Below are 18430 nucleotides of genomic sequence, written 5' to 3' on the forward strand. Positions count from 1 at the left end.
CAACAACTGCATCGACCGCGACATCGACCTGAAGATGGAGCGCACCAAGAATCGCGTGCTGGTCCAGGGCACCGCCCGGGCAGTCGCCGCGCCATTGGCGTTGAAGCATTCGATCCAGTCGTTGTCCTCGATGCCGGCGCGCTTGGCGTCGATTTCCGAGAGCCAGACGATGGGCCCGCCGCGGCTCAGGGTCAGCATCAGCAGGTTGTCGCTGTAGGTGCTGTGGATGCCCCACTTCTGGTGCGGGGTGATCCAGTTGAGGACGATTTCCGGGTGGCCGTTGGCGCGCTTGCCTTTCACCGCCGCGATGCTCCGGGTGTCCACCGGCGGCCGGTAGCTCATCAACTGCTCGCCGAACGCCTGCATCCACGGGTGGTCCTGGTAGAACTGCTGGCGGCCGGTGATGGTGCGCCACGGGATGTTCTCGTGGACGTTGGTGTAGCCGGCGTTGTAGCTGACGTGTTCGTCTTCCAGGCCCGACCAGGTCGGGCTGGAAATGATCTTGCGCGGCTGCGCCTGGATATCGCGGAAACGGATCGCCTCGTGGGCCTTGGGCAGCGCCAGGTGGCTGTGGTCGATGCCGGTGAACTCCGACAGCGCCGCCCAGGCCTTGACCGCCACGTGGCCGTTGGTTTCCGGGGCCAGGGACAGGATCACCTCGGCGGCGTCGATCGCGGTGTCGATCTTCGGCCGGCCCTGGCTGATGCCCTCGGCGCCCTCGCGGTAGTTCAGCTCGCCGAGGAACTGCACTTCCTTGTCGGTGTTCCAGTTGATGCCCTTGCCGCCGTTGCCGAGTTTTTCCAGCAGCGGACCGAGGGAGGTGAACTGCTTGTAGATGTTCGGGTAGTCGCGCTCGACGATTTGCAGGTTCGGCGCGTTCTTGCCCGGCTGCGGCACCTCGCCCGCGGTTTTCCAGTCGGTGCCGCCGAACGGCTGGGCCAGCTCGCCGACGCTGTCATGCATCAGCGGTACGGTGACCAGGTCCTGCTCCACCCCCAGGTGCCCGACCGCCATCTGCGAGAACGCCTTGGCGATGCCCTTGTAGATCTCCCAGTCGGAACGGGATTCCCAGGCCGGGTCGATGGCCGCCGACAGCGGGTGGATGAAGGGGTGCATGTCCGAGGTGTTCATGTCGTCCTTCTCGTACCAGGTGGCGGTCGGCAGGACGATGTCGGAGTAGACGCAGGTCGAGGACATGCGGAAGTCCAGGGTGGTCACCAGGTCGAGCTTGCCGATGGCGCCCTGCTCCACCCATTCGGCTTCTTTCGGCTTGCAGTCGCCGGCCTGGCCGATGTCTTCGTTCATCACCCCGTTACGGGTGCCGAGCAGGTACTTGAGCATGTACTCGTGGCCCTTGCCCGAGGAGCCCAGCAGGTTGGAACGCCAGATGAACATGTTGCGCGGGAAGTTCTGCGGGCTGTCCGGCTGTTCGCAGGCAAAGCGCAGCGAACCTTCGTGCAGCGACTTGACCACGTAGTCCCTGGGCGCCATGCCGGCCGCCGCGGCGTCACGGGCGATGTGCAGCGGATTGCGGTTGAGCTGCGGCGCGCTGGGCAGCCAGCCGGCGCGTTCGGCGCGGATGTTGTAGTCCAGTGCGTGCTCGGGGAACTGGCTCTTGTCGGCCAGCGGCGAGAGCATCTCGTGCATGTTCATCTTCTCGTGGCGCCACTGCGAACTGTGGGCGTAGAAGAAGCTGGTGCCGTTCATCTGCCGTGGCGGACGGCTCCAGTCCAGGCCGAAGGCCAGGGGCAGCCAGCCGCATTGCGGGCGCAGTTTTTCCTGGCCCACGTAGTGCGCCCAACCGCCGCCGGTCTGGCCCACGCAACCGCAAAGCATGAGCATGTTGATCAGCCCGCGGTAGTTCATGTCCATGTGGTACCAGTGGTTCATCGCCGCGCCGACGATGATCATCGAGCGGCCGCGGGTCTTGTCGGCGTTGTCGGCGAACTCCCGGGCGATCTGGATGGCTTTTTCGCGGCTGACGCCGGTGATTTGCTCCTGCCAGGCCGGGGTGCCGGGCACGCTGGCGTCGTCGTAGTCCTTGGCCACGTTGGCGCCGCCCAGGCCGCGGTCGATGGCCAGGTTGGCCGCCGACAGGTCGTACACCGTGGCCACTTTGGCCTGGCTGCCGTCGGCCAGGGTCAGGCTGCGCACCGGCACCCGGCGGAACTGCACGGCATCGCCGGCCACGTGCTCGAAGTGCTCCTGGCTCTCGCCGGCGAAGTACGGGAAGGCCACTTCGGCGACGTCGCCGCCGATCAGGCTCAGGCTCAGGTCGATCTCGCGACCTTCGCCGCCCTCACGGGCGAGGATGTTCCACTTGCCCTGCTCGCCCCAGCGATAGCCGATGGAGCCCTGGGGCGACACCAGCTCGCCGTCGGCGTCGAGGGCGATGGTTTTCCATTCCGGGTTGTTGTCCTGGCCCAGGTTGCCGGCCAGGTCCGAGGCGCGCAGGAAGCGGTCGGGCTGGTAGCCGGCGCCCGGCGCGGTGCCGAGCATGGGCTTGAGCAGCACCAGTACCGGCAGGTCGGTGTAGCGCTTGGCGTAGTCGGTGAAATAGGCGCTCGGCCGCTCGAGGTGGAACTCCTTGAAGATCACATGGTTGAAGGCCTGGGCCAGGGCCGCGTCGGTGCCCTGCTTGGGGTTGAGCCACAGGTCGGTGAGCTTGGCCACTTCCGAATAGTCGGGGGTGATGGCCACGGTCTTGGTGCCCTTGTAGCGCACCTCGGTGAAGAAATGTGCGTCCGGGGTGCGGGTCTGCGGAACGTTGGAACCCCAGGCGATGATGTAGTTGGAGTTGTACCAGTCGGCCGACTCCGGCACGTCGGTCTGCTCGCCCCAGACCATCGGCGAGGCCGGCGGCAGGTCGCAGTACCAGTCGTAGAAGCTCAGGCAGGCACCACCGATCAGCGACAGGTAGCGGGCACCGGCGGCGTAGCTGACCATCGACATGGCCGGGATCGGCGAGAAGCCCACCACCCGGTCAGGGCCGTACTGCTTGACGGTGTAGACGTTGGCCGCGGCGATGATCTCGTTGACTTCCTCCCAGCTGGAACGGATGAAGCCGCCCATGCCGCGCTTGCTCTTGTAGGACTCGGCCTTGGCCGGGTTCTCGACGATGCTGGCCCAGGCGTCCACCGGCGCCAGCTGCAGGCGCGCCTCGCGCCACAGCTTGAGCAGCGGCTTGCGCACCTTGGGGTATTTCAGGCGGTTGGCGCTGTAGATGTACCAGCTGTAGCTGGCGCCCCGGGGGCAGCCCCGCGGCTCGTGGTTGGGCAGGTCGTTGCGGGTGCGCGGGTAGTCGGTCTGCTGGGTTTCCCAGGTGATCAGGCCGTTCTTCACGTAGATCTTCCACGAGCAGGAACCGGTGCAGTTCACCCCGTGGGTGGAGCGCACGATCTTGTCGTACTGCCAGCGCGAGCGGTAGACGTTCTCCCAGTCGCGGGACTCCTTGCGGGTCTCCCCGTGGCCCTCGGCGAATTCGCTTTGCTTGCGGTTGAAAAACCGCAGTTGATCCAACAAATGACTCATGGTGCTTTCCTCTCAGGCTTGCCGCGGGGTTCTGTGCCCCGCCGGGCAAGGTTTGGATTCGGGTGGTGTCAGCAGGGAGTCGCCGCGCCTTTGCGCGCGTACCACCACCAGGTCACCAGGATGCAGCTCAGGTAGAAGCCGACGAACAGGTAGAAGGCCATCTGCGGGCCGCCGGTCAGGGCCATCGAGGTGCCAAAGGATTTGGGGATGAAGAACGCGCCGAAGGCGCCCATGGCCGAGCTGAAGCCCAGGACCGCGGCCGACTCCTTGCCGGCGTTCTTCAGCGCCTGCTCGCGGGCCGCGGCGCCTTGTCCGGCGGCGGCTTTTTCATGCAGGGTGCGGAAGATCACCGGGATCATGCGGAAGGTCGAACCGTTGCCGATGCCGGTGGTGATGAACAGCAGCATGAACAGCCCGAGGAAACCGTAGAAGTTGCCGCTCTGGCCTGGCTGCGGGAGGAACGCCAGCACGCCGAACACCATCGCGATCATCAGCACGAAGTTCCACAGGGTCACCCGCGCGCCGCCCAGCTTGTCCGCCATCCAGCCGCCCAGCGGCCGCACCAGGGCCCCCACCAGCGGGCCGAGGAAAGCGAAGGCCAAGGCGTTGACCTGGGGGAACGCGGTCTTGATCAGCAGCGGAAAGGCCGCCGAGAAGCCGATGAACGAACCGAAGGTGGCCAGGTACAGCCAGCACATCAGCCAGTTGTGCTTGCGCTTGAAGATCACCGCCTGCTCGCTGAACGAGGCCTTGGCGCTGGACAGGTCGTTCATGCCGAACCAGGCCAGCAGGGTCACCGCGATAATGAACGGCACCCAGAGGAAGCCGGCGTTCTGCAGCCACAGCTGGCTGCCGTCGGCCAGTTCCTGGGGTTTGCCGCCGAGCCAGCCGAACAGGCCGAAGGTGATCACCAGCGGCACGCAGAACTGCATCACCGAGACCCCGAGGTTGCCCAGCCCGGCATTCAGGCCCAGGGCCGTGCCCTGCTGCGACTTGGGGTAGAAGAAACTGATGTTGGACATGCTCGAGGCGAAGTTGCCGCCGCCGAAGCCGCAGAGCAGCGCGATCAGCACGAACACGCTGTAGGGGGTGCTGGGGTCCTGCACGGCAAAGCCCATCCACAGCGACGGCAGCAACAGCGAGGCGGTGCTCAGGGCGGTCCAGCGCCGGCCGCCGAAGATCGGCACCATGAACGAGTAGAACACCCGCAGGGTCGCCCCCGAGAGCCCCGGCAGGGCCGCCAGCCAGAACAGCTGGTCGGTGCTGAAGCTGAAGCCGATGGCGTTCAGACGCACGATCACCGTGCTCCACACCATCCACACGGCAAAGGCCAACAGCAGCGCGGGAATCGAGATCCACAGGTTGCGGGTCGCCGTCTTTTTGCCGCTGCGCCCCCAGAACGCGGGGTCCTCCGGGCGCCAGTCATGAATCACCGGGCCTTTGTCAGGCATGTTAAGAACCGACATGGTCTTCTCCTTGGGCAATGCTGGAAAACGGGTACGAAGGGGCCGGCTGCGGTCTGCCCAGCAGCGGGCGCTTGCGGATTTCGCTGAGGTACATCCAGGCGAGCGACACCCAGACCACGCCGTACATCAACATGAAGCAGGAAGAGCGCACGCCGGTGAGGTCCACCAGGGCGCCGAACAGGATCGGCAGCACGAAGCCGCCCAGGCCGCCGGCGAGGCCGACGATGCCGGACACCGCCCCCATGTTCTGCGGGTAGTCGTTGGCGATGTACTTGAACACCGAGGCCTTGCCGAAGGCGAAGGCGATGCCCATGACGAACAGCAGCACGGTGAACAGCGCAGGATTCAGGCCGATGTGCAAATCCAGGCTGCCGTCGACGGTGCGCACTTGCAGTTGGGTCTGCGGGTAGGACAGCAGGAACAGGCAGATCCAGCTGACCCAGAGCACCCACCAGGTGACGCTCTGGGCGCCCCAGCGGTCCGACATCCAGCCGCCGACCGCGCGCAGCACGCCGCCCGGCAGGGAGAAGCAGGCGGCCAGCAGCGCGGCGCTCTGCAGGCTGAAACCGTATTCCTGGACGTAGTACTGGGTCATCCACAGCGCCAGGGCCACGTAGCCGCCGAAGACGATCGAGTAGTACTGGCAGTAGCGCCACACCGCCGGCTCCTTTAGCGCGCTCAGATGCTGGCGCAGGCTGGCGCCCGAGGCGCTGCGGTGGGCCTTGTTGTCGGTGGTGAAGAACCAGAACAGCAGCGCGGTGACGAACAGGATCGCGCTGAAGGCTTTCGGCACCAGCTGCCAGCTGCCGGCCGCGATCAGCGCCGGGGCGAGGAACTTGGTCAGCGCCGCCCCCGCGTTGCCGGCGCCGAAGATGCCCATGGCGAAACCCTGGTTGTCCGGGTCGAACCACTTGGCCACGTAGGCGATGCCCACCGAGAACGAGCCGCCGGCCAGGCCGACGAACAGGCCCAGGACCAGGAACTGCCAGTAGGCGGTGGCGTGGCTGATCAGGTACAGCGGCAGCACGCAGCTGAGCATCAGCACGAAGAACACGCTGCGCCCGCCGAAGCGGTCGGTCAAAAGGCCCAGGGGCAGGCGCGCCAGGGAGCCGGTGAGCACCGGAGTCGCGGCCAGCAGGCCGAACTGGGTTTCGTTGAGCGCCAGCAGCGTCTTGATCGGCACCCCGAGCACCGCGAACATCATCCAGACCATGAAGCACATGGTGAAGGCCAGCGTACTCATACCCAGCACCAGGCCTTGTCGCATACGCGGTTGGGTCATCTCGCTCTCCAGTCAGTCGTTCATGGCCGCAGACTAGAGAGGGCAACCCCGCAAAAACTTGACCCGGATCAAGGAAGCCCGGGGCCCCGTGGCCCTATGCTTACCTCGCCTACCTCCAACGAGGTAGTCTCGAAAAACCTCAGAACCCTTTGTTTATCAGGCTCTTGCCTTCGCCCGGCGTAGCCGCCCGGCGGATTCGATGAACAAAAACTCTTTAGAGGTAGAACGCCAGGGACCGGCGGCAAAACAGCGTCAACCATCCCCGGAGCGTTCCCCCCATGTCCGTTTTCCCGCTGTCCGCTCCCGGCTTGCGCCCATGATCCGCTGGCTGCGCAGTTCCCTGCCCGCCCGCGCCGGCCTGGCGGTGATCCTGATCGCCGTCCTGGCCCTGGCCAGTTCCCTGAGCGCCGGGCTGATCGCCTGGTTCAGCCAGGGCGACGCCGCGGCCATCAATACCGCAGGCTCGGTGCGCATGGAGACCTACCACCTGAGCTGGAAGCTGGCGGCGGGCGCCAGCGCCGAAGAACTGACCCACATCACCCAGAGCCTGCAACAGCGCCTCGACAGCCAGTCCCTCAGGGCGGTGCTGGAAGACGGCGCCGACCCCGACCTGCTGGGCAGCTACCAACAGATCCGCCAGCGCTGGAACGACGAACTGCAGCCGGCCCTGGAGCGCGGGGATGGCGCCACGTTCCAGGCCCTGGCCCTGCCCTTCGTCGAACAACTGAACCAGTTCGTCAGCCTGCTGCAACGCCAGAGCGAACATAAGCAGACCTGGCAACAGCTGATCCAGGGCGCGGCGCTGTTCACCACCCTGTTCGTCCTGCTGCTGGGCTTGTACGAACTGCAGTACAGCGTGGTCAGCCCGCTGCAGGAACTGGTGGAGGCCACCCAGCGTTTTCGCCGGGGCGACTTCCAGGCCCGGGTCAACCACCAGTCTGCGGACGAACTGGGCCAACTGGCCACCAGCTTCAACGCCATGGCCGAGACCATCGAGCAGTCCCATCGCACCCTGGAGACCCTGGTCCGGCAAAAGACCCTGAACCTGCAACAGGCCAATGCCGCCCTGGAGCTGCTGTACCAGAGCAGCCGCAGCCTGGCCACGCGCCTGGCCAACGCCGAAGGCCTGGACGAGTTGATCCGGCGCTTCCAGCAACGCCTGCCGGGGCTGCGCCTGTCGCTGTGCCTGCAAGGCCAGTTGCAGGCCCCGGCCCAGCAACTGATCGCCCTGCACGGCGCCGACAGCCGCGAGGTCTGCGCCGTCAGCGACTGCGCCGGCTGCCAGCGGCACCAGCAGAACAGCCGCCAGAGCTTCAGCATCAGCAACCAGGGCAGCGAGCTGGGCGAACTCAAGGCGCACTTCGTCGACGGCCACGCCCCGCAAGCCTGGGAAACCGAACTGATCCAGGCCCTGGCCAACCTGATCGGCACCTCGCTGTCGCTCAAGCGCCAGCGCGAGCAGGACCATCGCCTGGTGCTGCTCGAAGAACGCGCGATCATCGCCCGGGAGCTGCACGACTCCCTGGCCCAGGCCCTGTCCTATATGAAGCTGCAGGTCAGCCGCATGCAGACCCTGATGCGCCGCGGCGAACCGGTGGCGACCCTGGAACCGGTCACCGCCGAACTGCGCGAGGGGGTGAACAACGCCTACCGCCAGTTGCGCGAGCTGCTGACCACCTTTCGCCTGCAGATCCACGACGCCGGGCTGGTGCAGGAACTCAAGGCCACCGCCGACGAGTTCTCGCGTCGCGGCGACTTCCAGGTGCACCTGCACCTGGACAGCCTGGCCTTCGAACTCTCGGCCAGCGAGCAGATCCACCTGCTGCAGATCACCCGCGAGGCGCTCTCCAACTGCCTGCGCCACGCCCACGCGGAAAACGTCTGGCTGCAACTGCGCCAGCATGGCGAAAGCGTGCGCCTGTCGATCGAAGACGACGGCCGCGGCTTCAGCGACGAGCACGCCACCGGCGGCAACCAGCGCGAGCACCACGGCCTGACCATCATGGATGAGCGGGCCCGCAGCCTGCGCGGCCAGTTGCAGATTTTCTCCAGGACGCCCCAGGGCACCCGGGTACAGATGGAATTTCGCCCGGAGTTTCTCGGGCTCCCCACCGAAGGTAGCGTCACATGAACCCCTGCTCCCCCTACCGGATCCTGCTGGTCGACGACCATCCGATGATGCGGCGCGGCATCCGCCAGATGCTCGAGCTCGAAGACGACTTGCAAATCGTCGGCGAAGCCGGCCACGGCGAAGAAGCCCTGGAACTGATCGACCCCTTGCAGCCGGACCTAGTGCTGCTCGACAACAACATGCCGCAACTCAACGGCATCGAGACCCTGCGCCGCCTGCGGGCCATGGGCTACGCCGGCAAGGTGCTGCTGTTCACCGTGTCCGACGCCGAAGACGACATCCGCGACGCCCTGCGCCTGGACGCCGACGGCTACCTGCTCAAGGACATGGAGCCGGAGCTGCTGATCCAGTACCTGCGCGATGCCCTGGGCGGCGCCCTGGTGATCAGCCCGGGGCTGACCCGGGTCATGGCCCAGGCCCTGCGCTCGCCGCCGCGCCAGGCGGAAGTGGAACTGACCGAACGCGAACGCCAGGTGCTCAAGACCATCGCCGGCGGCTACAGCAACAAGGTCATCGGCCACAAGCTGGGCATCACCGAAGGCACGGTGAAGGTGCATGTGAAGAACCTGCTGCACAAGCTCGGCCTGCGCTCGCGGGTCGAGGCCGCCGTGTGGGCCCTGGAGCACCTGCGCAACGCCGGCTGAACCGCGCCCCGGCCCTTCTGCCCCGCCCGCCTCTTTCGCCCCTGCCCCTTTGGAGGTAGGCCGGCGGAGGCATAGGCCCTGGCCGCCCCGGGCTCTACCATGGCCGGCAGCGGAGGTACGCCATGTTGACCCACCCTTCCATCGTGCTGTTCTTGCGTCGCCATCACCTGTTCAGCCAGTTGCCGGACCAGGTCTTCGAAGAAGTCTGCGCCCAGGCCCTGCTCAAGCGCCTGGACAGCCACGGCACCCTGCTGCACCAGGGCGATCCGGCCAAGCGCTTTTTCCTGCTGGTCAGCGGCCAGGTCAAGCTGTACCGCATCACCGGCGAAGGCCAGGAGAACCTGGTGGAGATCATCCAGCCCGGGCAGACCTTCGCCGAGGCCCTGCTGTTCAGCCAGGCGCGCTGCTACCCGGTGAACGCCACCGCCCTCAAAGACAGCGTGCTGATCAGCATCGACGGCAACCACTACCGCCACGCCCTGGAAGACCAGCCCCAGGTGTGCCTGGCGATCCTGGCCAGCCTGAGCATGCACCTGCATCAGCGCCTCAGGGACATCGACACCCTGACCCTGGGCAGCGCCAGCCGGCGGGTGATCAACTACCTGTTGCAGGAGCGCGACCCCCACAGCGGCGAGGTGGTGCTGCAGGTGTCCAAGCGCCTGGTGGCGTCGAAGCTGGGCATCCAGCCGGAAACCTTCTCGCGCATCCTCCACCGCCTGATGGACCACGGCCTGATCGCCATGCAGCGCCGCACCATCCAGATCCACGGCCCGGACGAACTGGCCGCCTACCAGGACTGACACGGCGCCCCCCCTGTAGGAGCGCAGCTTGCGCGCGATGAACCTGAGGGCCACGCGGGGTGTCAGGCTGCACGCGTCATCGTTGACGACCATCGCGCGCAAGCTGCGCTCCTACAGGGGATAGCGCTACATATAGAGGCCGGAGCCGCACCTACAGAACACTACCCGGCGGCTCCTGCCTCACCCCGCCGCCAGCCCCTTCCCCGCCCGCTCCAGGTTGCGCCACAGCCAGGCCGGCAACACCTCGGGGTCGAGACTGTCGATCAGGTTCTTCAGGGTCAGGCCCAGTTCGGTGTCGCCCTCGATCACCAGGCGCCGGCGGAAGAACAGCGTGTCCGGGTCTTCCTGGCGGCTGGCCAGCAGCAGGAACTCGCGCCAGTTGCCGCTGATGGTCACATCGGCCCGGGCCCGCTGGGCGACCTGCAGGCCGTCGCGGTCGCGGGTCACGTACCAGGCCAGGCCCAGGTCGCGGATGCGCAGGCACAGCCAGCGCCGGCGCAGCAGGTCGAACTCGCCGGCGCGCAGCGGCTCGGCCAGGCAGCGGTTGAGCCCCTGTTGCAGGACCAGGCGCTGCAGGCCGAACGGTACCCGCCGTAACAACGGCAGCACCCGGTCGGCGCCCTGCAACAGCCATGGCTGGCGGGACGCTCTGTTCTTGGTGTTTTCATTCAGCACAGGCCGGCCTCCTCGACGCGCAGCATCCCGGCCTGGCCATGCCAGTAGCCGTTGCAGCCTTCGACGTACAGGGGCGGCGTCGCACCCTGGCGCACCCGCTGATAGGCCTCGATCACCTCGGCCATGCCCTGGGCCCGCGGGCTCAGGCGCAGCAGGTCGGCGCCGCAGGCCACCAGCCCGGCATAGTCCGCCAGCAGGTTGGTGACCTCGGCGGACATCGTCTGGATGCCGTTGAGGGTGAACAGCGGCTGGCCTTCCTGGCTGGTCAGCGCCAGCCCGTCGGGGTACTGGATGCAGCAGAACTGACAATCGTCCTTGGGCCGGTTCTGTGCCCGGGCGGTGAAGCAGCGCGCGGAATAGGCCAGCGGCAGATGACCGTAGGCGAACACCTCGACCTCGGGCAGCGCATGCCCCAGCTCGCGCACCTGATCCAGCACCGCGCGGATCAGGCTCGCCGAACATTCCACCGGCGGCACCCAGCGGATCATCCCGCACGCCTGCAACTGGGACAGGGCCTGGCCGTTGTAGAGATTGAGCGCCGGCCCGCCCACGAACGGCAGGTGGCGCTCGGCGAGGAATTGCACCGCGCCCATGTCGTTGGCCTCCACCAGCAGCTCGCCGTTGTCGCACAGGCGGCGCAGGCTCGACAGCTCGGACGCGGCCTCGATCAGGGTCAGGCTCGACAGCACGATCTGCGCCTGGGTGCAGCCTTGCAGCTCGCGGCCCAGGCCCAGCCAATGATCCAGGGACAGCGCCCGGCGTTTGGAACACACAGTTTCCCCCAGGTAGATCACATCCAGGGGCAAAGCCGACATCTCGGAATAAAATCGCCCCAATTGTTCCTTGTCCCAGTAGAACAGGACGGGGCCCAGGCTGAGCTTCATGGCTGACTCCTCATTGCCAGGATCGGTGATAGGCGCCCAGGGTGGTCTGGCTGCCTTCGGACAGGCCGGCCAGCACCTGGCGCCACTGGTCCTTGACCGCGAACGTCGCGGGCGCGGCGCGATGGGCGTCCAGCGCCGCGCGCCAGACCCGGGTGACCTGCTCGACATAGGCCGGGCTGCGCTGGCGGCCTTCGATCTTCACTGCCTCGACGCCGATGGCCGCCAGCTCCGGCAACAGGTCCAGGGTGTCGAGGCTGGTGGGTTCCTCCAGGGCATGGAAACGCTGGCCCTCCACCAGGAACCGGCCCTTGCACAGGGTCGGATAGCCAGCGGCCTCGTCCGGGGTGTAGCGGTCGATCAGCACTTCGCCGAGGCGCGCGCTCAGGCCCTCGGCGTCCTCGCTCCAGCGCACCGCCTTGGCCGGCGAGCAGACGCCGCACAGGTTCGGCGACTCGCCGGTGATATAGGACGACAGGTGGCAACGGCCCTCGGCCATGATGCACAGGCTGCCGAAGGCGAACACCTCGATGGGCACCGTACTGCTGGCCGCCACCTGGCGCACCTGGGCCAGGGACAGCACCCGCGGCAGCACCGCGCGGCGGATGTTGTAGTGCTGGGCGTAGAACGCCAGGGCGCTGGCGTTGGTGGCCGAGCCCTGTACCGACAGGTGCAGGTTCAGTTGCGGATGGCGCTGGCTGGCATACCCGAGCACCCCGGGGTCGGCGGCGATCAGGGCGTCGACCCCGTGGTCGGCGGCGCGGTCCACCGCCCGCTGCCAGCGCGCCCAGCCCTGGGGTTGGGGGTAGGTGTTGACCGCGACATAGAGTTTGCGCTGGTGCTGGCGGATGTGCGCGACCGCCGCGTCGAACTGCTTGTCGTCCATATTCAGGCCGGCGAAATGCCGGGCGTTGGTGTCGTCGCGAAAGCCGACGTAGACGGCATCGGCGCCTTGGCGCACCGCCGCTTTCAGCGCAGGCAGGTTGCCTGCCGGGCAGACCAGTTGCATGGGTGATCCTCATCAAAGAACCCGTTTGGGCGGCGCGTGCGCGGGGTATCGCCAGCAGGTCCGTAGCGCTGGAAAAAAAGCCGTCGCCAGTCTAGCCAGACCGGCCGCCACGGCCTTGATCGCAATCAATTGCGCTCATTGCATCAGTTCGGCGAACGACAGGAACGGCACCGGGTCCCCCGGGCGCAGCTGGCGCTCGCATTCCACCAGCGCCAGGCCATCGGCCCAGCAGGCCGCGCTGAGCATCGCCGAGCTCTGCTGCGGGTGCAGTTGCACCCGGGCCTGCCCCGCGGCATCGAGTTCCAGGCGCGCCCGCAGGTACTGCCGGCGCCGGTTGCGCTGCGCCCATTCGAAGTCCGCGGGCAGCGCCACCGGCCGTGGCAGCACCTCGCTCACGCCCTGGGCCCGGAGCAGGAACGGCCGCACCACCACCAGCGCGGTCACCAGCGCCGCCGAGGGGTTGCCCGGCAGGCCGAGCCAGGGTTTGCCGGCCACTTCGCCAAAGGCCAGGGGCTTGCCCGGCTGGATCGCCAGGCGCCAGAAATCCACATGGCCGAGTTCCTCGATGGCCTGCTTGAGGTGGTCCTCCTCGCCGACCGAGACGCCGCCCGAGGTCAGCAACAGGTCGCACTCCGACGAAGCCAGGCTCAGGGCGTGCTGGCTGGCCGCCAGTTCGTCGGCCATGACCCCGTAGTCGTGCACTTCGACGCCCCAGCCGCGCAGCAGCGCGGACAGGCAGTAGCGATTGCTGTTGTAGATCTGCCCCGGCGCCAGGGGCTGGCCGGGCTCGCGCAACTCGTCGCCGCTGCTCAGCAGGCACACCCGCAGCGGCCGATAGACCTCGACCCGGGCGATCCCGGCGGCGGCCAGCAATCCCAGCTCCTGGGCCCGCAGGCGCTGGCCGGCCTTGAGCAACCGCTGGCCGCATTGCACCTCTTCGCCCTGCTGGCGCACGTGCTCGCCGGGGCTCGCCTGGGGTAGCCAGACATGCTCGCCCTCGACCCGGCAGTTTTCCTGGGGCGCCACGGTGTCGGCCCCGGGTGGCAGGGGCGCGCCGGTGAAGATGCGCACCGCCTGCCCTGCCGCCAGGGGTCGGTCCGCCGCCTGCCCGGCGGCGATCCGTCCCGCCAGCGTCAGGCGGCCACCTGCGGGGGGCAGGTCGGCGGCGCGGAAGGCGTAACCGTCCATGGCGCTGTTGTCCCAGCCGGGCAGGTTCAACGGCGCCTGCACATCCGCCGCCAGTACCCGGCCCAGGGCCTGCTCCAGGGCAATGTCTTGCACCGCCGGTGGGGGCGGCACCTGGTCCAGCAAATGGGCGATGGCCTGTTCCACCGGGATCAGTTGGCCGCCGTCGCAGCCACAGCCGCTCACGGGCGCACCCCGCAGGCCTCGATGCTCTGCTGCGCCTGGGGTTTCAGATGAGGGGCGAAATTGCATGGGCCGGTGCGGCTGTCCAGCTGTTCGCCGAGTATCCGGTTCCAGGCGGTACGACAGGCTCCCGGGGAGCCCGGCACGCAGCACACCAGCACGCCGTTGCTGACCCCGGCCAGGGCCCGGGACTGCAGGCTGGACATGCCGATTTCCTCCAGGGACACCTGGCGGAACAGCTCGCCGAAACCTTCCACATGCTTGTCCAGCAGCGGCAGCACCGCCTGGGGCGTGTTGTCCCGCGCGGTGAAGCCGGTGCCGCCGGTCATCAGCACCACCTGCACCTCGGGGTCGGCGATCCACTGCGAGACCCGGGCGCGGATCTGGTAGATGTCGTCCCGCACCAGGCCGCGGTCGATCAGCACATGCCCGGCGGTTTGCAGCAGGTCGCCGAGGGTCTGCCCCGAGGTGTCGGTTTCCAGGGTTCGCGTATCGCTGATGGTCAGCACGGCGATGTTCAGGGGTTGAAACGTGCGTTGCGTCAGATGGGCCATATCCAAGCCTTCCCGTGAATGAGGACTGGCCCCAGCCTGAACCGAAACCGCCGACGAACCTATTCCTCCAAGGAGGTACCTCGACGGTGCGACAGCCCTCAGGGCGCCAGCCGGCCGTGGCGCCAGGCGCCAGCGTGCAGGCGGTAATCCAGGCGGTCGTGCAGACGATCGCTACGCCCTTGCCAGAACTCCAGGCGCTCCGGGCGCAGGCAGTAGCCGCCCCAGTGTTCCGGGCGCGGCACTGGCTGGCCGTCGAAGCGGCTGGTGACGCTGGCCAGCAGCGATTCCAGCTGCAATCGGTTGGCCAGCGGCTGGCTCTGTGGCGAGGCCCAGGCACCGAGGCGGCTGGCCAGGGAGCGGGAATCGAAATACACGTCCGACAGCCGCGGTTCGAGCGGTGCTACCGGCCCTTCGATGCGCACCTGGCGCTCCAGGGCCGGCCAGAAGAAGGTCATGGCGGCGTGGGGATTGGCCGCCAGTTCCTGGCCCTTGGCGCTCTGGTAGTTGCCGAAGAAGGTGAAGCCCTCGTCGCTCAAGCCCTTGAGCAACAGCACCCGGCAATGGGGCCGGCCCTGGGCGTCGACCGTGGCCAGGCACATGCTGTTGGCCTCCACCGGCGCCTGCTCGGTGTCCCGGGCCTGTTGCAGCCACTGGCGGAACAGCGCCAGCGGATCGTCCGGCACGGCCTCGTCGGCCAAACCATCGCGGCAGTAATTACGGCGCATCTGAGCCAGGGAAAGCGGCATGGGGGTGATCTCCATCGGGGGTTTCGCGCAGTCTGCGAGGCAAAACAGCACATGGCCTTGATCGCCATCAATCTCCGCCCCTGTAGCCCTGTAGCCGCTGTCGAGCGCCAGCGAGGCTGCGAACGGCAACGCAGTTGCCGCAAAACCTGCATCCGCGATCCGCCTGGAAAACCGCGTCGTCCGGTTTACGACGGCTACGCCGTCGATCGCAGCCTCGCCAGGGCTCGGCAGCGGCTACAGGAATCGCGGCGCCTGTGTAGCCGCTGTCGAGCGCCAGCGAGGCTGCGAACGGCAACGCAGTTGCCGCAAGACCTGGGTCCGCGATCGGCCTGGAAAAACCCGTCGGCTGGTTTGCGACGGCTACGCCGTCGATCGCAGCCTCGCTAGCGCTCGACAGCGGCTACAAGGTTGCGCATGGCTCCAGCCTTGCGTACCCCCGCCCGCTATTTGAGGCGCAGCCGTCGGGCCAGTTTGTGCAGGTTGCTGGGGTCGACCTCCAGCAGCCGGGCGGCGCGGGCCCAGTTGTCGCGGCAGCGGCTCAGGGCCAGGCGGATCTTCTGCCGCTGGCAGTCGTCGACCGCCGCGCTCAGGGGCTGGAACGGTCCTTCGTCGTCCAGCGGCGGCTGCGCTCCGAGCGGCTGCGCGGCCTTGACCGTGCTGTCCAGGTCGAGCACGTCCGGCTCCAGGCTCAGGATCTGGCTGCGACCGCCGCCGCGGCTGAGCTGCTTCAGTGCGGCGCGGCTGATCACATGCTCCAGCTCCCGCACATTGCCCGGCCAGGGATACGCCAGCAGCGCCCGTTCGGCCTCCGGCGACAGGCGCAGACCGCGCAGGCCAAGGCGGGTGCGGTTCAGTTCGAGGAAATGCCCGGCCAGCATCAACACATCGGGGCCACGTTCGCGCAGCGCGGGGATCGGCACCGGGTACACCGACAGCCGGTGGTACAGGTCGGCGCGGAACAGCCCGTCGCGAATGCTGTCCGGCAGGTGGCGGTTGGTGGCGGCGATGATGCGCACATCCACATGCAGCGGCTTGTCCGCCCCCAGGCGCTGGATCTCGCCGTTCTGCAGGGTGCGCAGCAACTTGGCCTGCACGCTCAAGGGCAGCTCGCCGACCTCGTCGAGAAACAGCGTGCCGCCGTTGGCCGCGTCGAAGCGCCCGGCGCGGTCGCAGGTGGCGCCGGAAAACGCGCCTTTGACGTGGCCGAACAGCTCGCTCTCGGCCAGGGACTCCGGCAAGGCCGCGCAGTTGACCTGCACCAGGGGTTTGTGGGCGCGCCGGGACAGCCGGTGCAGGCGCCGCGCGAACAGCTCCTTGCCGACCCCGGTTTCCCCCAGCAGCAACACCGGCAACTCGGAGTCGGCGAGCACGTCCAGCTCGTTGAGCAACTGATGCATCGCCTCGCTCTGGCCGAGGATCTCGCCCTCTTCCACCGGCATGCGCAGATCCTGCGGGTCGCTGCGGGACAGGCGCAGGCTGCGGTTTTCCTGCTCCAGGCGGGTGACCCGCACGGCGGCCTCGATCTGCAGGCTGCAACGCTTGAGCTCGTCCCGGGCCTGGCCGTCGAAGGTCCCGGCCTGCAACGCGTCAAGGGTGATGGCGCCCCACACCCGCCCTTCCACATACAGGCTCACGCCCATGCAGTCGTGCACCGCCAGGGGTTCGCTGACCGGGTTGTCGAGCAGCCCGTCATAGGGGTCGGGCAGGCGGCTGTCGGGCTCGAACCAGGTGGGCTCGCGGGAGGCCATGATCGCCGCCAGGCGCGGGTGCTGGGCGATCACGAAGCGCCGTCCCAGGGCCTCGTGCACCAGGCCCACGGTCGCCACCGGCCGCAGGCTGTCGTCGTCCAGGCGCAGCAGGCCCACGGCCCCGGCCTTGAAATATTCCCGCAAGGTCTGCACCAGGCGCTGCAAGCGCACGGCATTGGGCAACTCGACAATCAGATCGGCCGCCAGACTTTCACGCAACATGGTAGTCATCACCCTTACTGGTGGAATCGACCCTGGAAATTCCGGGTCATTCGCACCACGTCAAAAAATTAGTCCATTATTTTCAAACAGTTACATATGGCATGCCGGATGCAACGCGCCAGGGGAACCGTTGCTACTTCCAATAAGGAAACCCCTGATGAGCACCACACTCCTGGAACCCACCTCCCGCCAACTCGACACCTCCCCACAAGCCCTGCTGGACCGCAGCCTCGGCCAACTGGCCTGCGACATCCCCGGCGCCACCCGGGTGTTTCATGAGTTCAACCTGGACTTCTGCTGCGGCGGGCAGAAGACCCTGCGCGACGCGGCCCTGGGCAAACGGCTCGACCCCGCGCCGATCGCCCAGGCCCTGCACCAGTTGCAAGACAGCGCCGCGCCGCAACACGACTGGCGCGCCGAACCCGGCGCGGCGCTGATCGCCCATATCCTCGCCCGCTACCACGCTCGCCACCGCGAGCAACTGCCGGAACTGATCCGCCTGGCCTGCCGCGTGGAGCAGGTGCACGGCGCCCGTGACAGCTGCCCCAACGGTCTGGCCGACCACCTGCGAGACATGCAACAGGAACTCGAAGGCCACATGCTCAAGGAAGAACAGGTGCTGTTCCCGATGCTGCAACAGGGTCTGGGCCACCGGGCGGCGCCGCCGATCCATGTGCTGCGCCTGGAGCACGATCAACATGGCGAGGCCCTGGAGAAGCTGCTGGTACTGACCGACCACATCACCCCGCCCGCCAACGCCTGCAACACCTGGCGCGCGCTGTATCGCGGCCTGCGGGAATTCCATGACGACCTGATGCAGCACATCCACCTGGAAAACAACGTCCTGTTCGTCAATGCCCTGAACGCTTGATCCCCGCCCTTGCGTGCCAGCCCGGTGGCTGGCACGCCCCTTCAGCCGTGCCAATAGAACATCGCCTTGGCCAGGACCACGATCAGCAGCATGTGCCCCAGCACGCTGCGGCGGATCCAGCAGGCCCGGCGCTCCGTCAGCCGCAGGGTCTTGAGCCAGTACGCCAGCAACAGGTAGTGGCCGATGATGCTCAGGGCCAGCAGGATCTTCAGGCCCAGCAACGTGGCGAAGCTGCTGCCCAGGGGCTGGCTCAAGGCGCCGCGGTGGTGCCAGGCCAGGCCCATGCCGGCCCCATACAACAGCAGCACCACGCCATGCAGGACCTTGCGCGAGCGCACCGCGATGGCCTGGTCGGCCGCCATCTGCACGCCGCTCGCCAGTTGCCGGCGCGCCGCCTGCCAGATGCACACCTCGAAGAACAGCGTGCCGATAAAGCCGATCGCCGCCAGCAGGTGGATGACCAGTAACCAGGGATAAATCATTGCCCAACTCCTTGTTCAGG

15 protein-coding genes are annotated in these 18430 nt (G+C 67.4%); 4 read left to right on the plus strand and 11 right to left on the minus strand.

Features of this window, described 5'->3' with window-relative positions:
• The 3 genes from ACQKQA_RS17065 to ACQKQA_RS17075 all read right to left on the minus strand — a co-directional run.
• A partial coding sequence (locus ACQKQA_RS17065; protein ID WP_427559803.1) for a nitrate reductase subunit alpha occupies window positions 1-3531 on the minus strand: 3531 nt, incomplete at its 3' end.
• 68 nt (window positions 3532-3599) lie between these two features.
• Window positions 3600-4997 carry a NarK family nitrate/nitrite MFS transporter gene (locus tag ACQKQA_RS17070; RefSeq protein WP_427559806.1) on the minus strand — a complete coding sequence of 466 codons (1398 nt, stop codon included), beginning with the start codon at window positions 4995-4997 and terminating at the stop codon, window positions 3600-3602.
• Entirely contained in the window at window positions 4984-6279 is a 1296-nt protein-coding gene (locus ACQKQA_RS17075) for an MFS transporter (protein ID WP_427559809.1), read from the minus strand. Before ACQKQA_RS17075 ends, ACQKQA_RS17070 begins: the two co-directional genes overlap by 14 nt.
• Window positions 6280-6595: 316 nt before the next feature.
• Between ACQKQA_RS17075 and ACQKQA_RS17080 the strand changes: the two genes are divergently transcribed.
• The 3 genes from ACQKQA_RS17080 (at window position 6596) to ACQKQA_RS17090 (ending at window position 9854) form a co-directional block, all read left to right on the plus strand.
• Window positions 6596-8410 carry a HAMP domain-containing protein gene (locus ACQKQA_RS17080; protein ID WP_427559811.1) on the plus strand — a complete coding sequence of 605 codons (1815 nt, stop codon included), beginning with the start codon at window positions 6596-6598 and terminating at the stop codon, window positions 8408-8410.
• A complete protein-coding gene (narL, locus tag ACQKQA_RS17085) occupies window positions 8407-9054 on the plus strand; it encodes a two-component system response regulator NarL (RefSeq protein WP_427559814.1) in 648 nt (215 codons plus the stop codon). The genes ACQKQA_RS17080 and narL overlap by 4 nt, the downstream gene beginning before the upstream one ends.
• A gap of 122 nt (window positions 9055-9176) precedes the next feature.
• Window positions 9177-9854, plus strand: a complete 678-nt coding sequence (locus ACQKQA_RS17090) for a Crp/Fnr family transcriptional regulator (RefSeq protein WP_427559817.1) — start codon at window positions 9177-9179, stop codon at window positions 9852-9854.
• A 180-nt stretch (window positions 9855-10034) separates the two neighbouring features.
• Here ACQKQA_RS17090 and ubiT read toward each other — a convergent pair whose 3' ends face one another.
• The 7 genes from ubiT to norR form a co-directional block, all read right to left on the minus strand.
• Window positions 10035-10526: a ubiquinone anaerobic biosynthesis accessory factor UbiT gene (gene ubiT / locus ACQKQA_RS17095; RefSeq protein ID WP_427559926.1), complete on the minus strand. Its 492-nt coding sequence runs from the start codon at window positions 10524-10526 to the stop codon at window positions 10035-10037.
• Window positions 10523-11413 (minus strand): U32 family peptidase, encoded by an 891-nt coding sequence (locus ACQKQA_RS17100; RefSeq protein ID WP_427559820.1) that lies wholly within the window; start codon window positions 11411-11413, stop codon window positions 10523-10525. Before ACQKQA_RS17100 ends, ubiT begins: the two co-directional genes overlap by 4 nt.
• A 10-nt stretch (window positions 11414-11423) precedes the next feature.
• Window positions 11424-12419 carry a ubiquinone anaerobic biosynthesis protein UbiU gene (gene ubiU / locus ACQKQA_RS17105; RefSeq protein ID WP_427559823.1) on the minus strand — a complete coding sequence of 332 codons (996 nt, stop codon included), beginning with the start codon at window positions 12417-12419 and terminating at the stop codon, window positions 11424-11426.
• 135 nt (window positions 12420-12554) lie between these two features.
• A complete protein-coding gene (locus ACQKQA_RS17110; protein WP_427559826.1) occupies window positions 12555-13790 on the minus strand; it encodes a molybdopterin molybdotransferase MoeA in 1236 nt (411 codons plus the stop codon).
• Window positions 13787-14341 carry a molybdenum cofactor biosynthesis protein B gene (gene moaB, locus ACQKQA_RS17115; RefSeq protein ID WP_427559829.1) on the minus strand — a complete coding sequence of 185 codons (555 nt, stop codon included), beginning with the start codon at window positions 14339-14341 and terminating at the stop codon, window positions 13787-13789. Before moaB ends, ACQKQA_RS17110 begins: the two co-directional genes overlap by 4 nt.
• A 98-nt stretch (window positions 14342-14439) precedes the next feature.
• A complete protein-coding gene (gene pdxH, locus ACQKQA_RS17120; protein ID WP_427559832.1) occupies window positions 14440-15087 on the minus strand; it encodes a pyridoxamine 5'-phosphate oxidase in 648 nt (215 codons plus the stop codon).
• 443 nt (window positions 15088-15530) lie between these two features.
• Window positions 15531-17057, minus strand: coding sequence for a nitric oxide reductase transcriptional regulator NorR (norR, locus tag ACQKQA_RS17125; protein ID WP_427559835.1), 1527 nt, complete (start codon window positions 17055-17057; stop codon window positions 15531-15533).
• A 157-nt stretch (window positions 17058-17214) separates the two neighbouring features.
• On the opposite strand from norR, the gene ytfE reads away from it, so the two are divergent.
• Window positions 17215-17928: an iron-sulfur cluster repair protein YtfE gene (gene ytfE, locus ACQKQA_RS17130; RefSeq protein WP_427559838.1), complete on the plus strand. Its 714-nt coding sequence runs from the start codon at window positions 17215-17217 to the stop codon at window positions 17926-17928.
• Window positions 17929-17969: 41 nt separating this feature from the next.
• On the opposite strand, the gene ACQKQA_RS17135 is transcribed toward ytfE, so the two are convergent.
• On the minus strand, window positions 17970-18410 hold the full coding sequence (locus ACQKQA_RS17135; protein ID WP_427559841.1) for a hypothetical protein: 441 nt from the start codon (window positions 18408-18410) through the stop codon (window positions 17970-17972).
• Between the last annotated feature and the right edge of the window lie 20 nt (window positions 18411-18430).

This window comes from Pseudomonas sp. NPDC089530, assembly GCF_050280705.1.
Classification (GTDB): Bacteria; Pseudomonadota; Gammaproteobacteria; order Pseudomonadales; family Pseudomonadaceae; genus Aquipseudomonas.

Excerpts from the sequence above, each read along its gene's own strand:
- ACQKQA_RS17075 (WP_427559809.1), bottom strand. The coding sequence starts at position 6,279 with ATGACCCAACCGCGTATGCGACAAGGCCTGGTGCTGGGTATGAGTACG.
- ACQKQA_RS17135 (WP_427559841.1), bottom strand. The coding sequence starts at position 18,410 with ATGATTTATCCCTGGTTACTGGTCATCCACCTGCTGGCGGCGATCGGC.
- narL (WP_427559814.1), top strand. The coding sequence starts at position 8,407 with ATGAACCCCTGCTCCCCCTACCGGATCCTGCTGGTCGACGACCATCCG.
- ACQKQA_RS17070 (WP_427559806.1), bottom strand. The coding sequence starts at position 4,997 with ATGTCGGTTCTTAACATGCCTGACAAAGGCCCGGTGATTCATGACTGG.
- ACQKQA_RS17080 (WP_427559811.1), top strand. The coding sequence starts at position 6,596 with ATGATCCGCTGGCTGCGCAGTTCCCTGCCCGCCCGCGCCGGCCTGGCG.
- ACQKQA_RS17090 (WP_427559817.1), top strand. The coding sequence starts at position 9,177 with ATGTTGACCCACCCTTCCATCGTGCTGTTCTTGCGTCGCCATCACCTG.
- norR (WP_427559835.1), bottom strand. The coding sequence starts at position 17,057 with ATGTTGCGTGAAAGTCTGGCGGCCGATCTGATTGTCGAGTTGCCCAAT.
- ubiU (WP_427559823.1), bottom strand. The coding sequence starts at position 12,419 with ATGCAACTGGTCTGCCCGGCAGGCAACCTGCCTGCGCTGAAAGCGGCG.
- pdxH (WP_427559832.1), bottom strand. The coding sequence starts at position 15,087 with ATGCCGCTTTCCCTGGCTCAGATGCGCCGTAATTACTGCCGCGATGGT.
- moaB (WP_427559829.1), bottom strand. The coding sequence starts at position 14,341 with ATGGCCCATCTGACGCAACGCACGTTTCAACCCCTGAACATCGCCGTG.
- ACQKQA_RS17100 (WP_427559820.1), bottom strand. The coding sequence starts at position 11,413 with ATGAAGCTCAGCCTGGGCCCCGTCCTGTTCTACTGGGACAAGGAACAA.
- ytfE (WP_427559838.1), top strand. The coding sequence starts at position 17,215 with ATGAGCACCACACTCCTGGAACCCACCTCCCGCCAACTCGACACCTCC.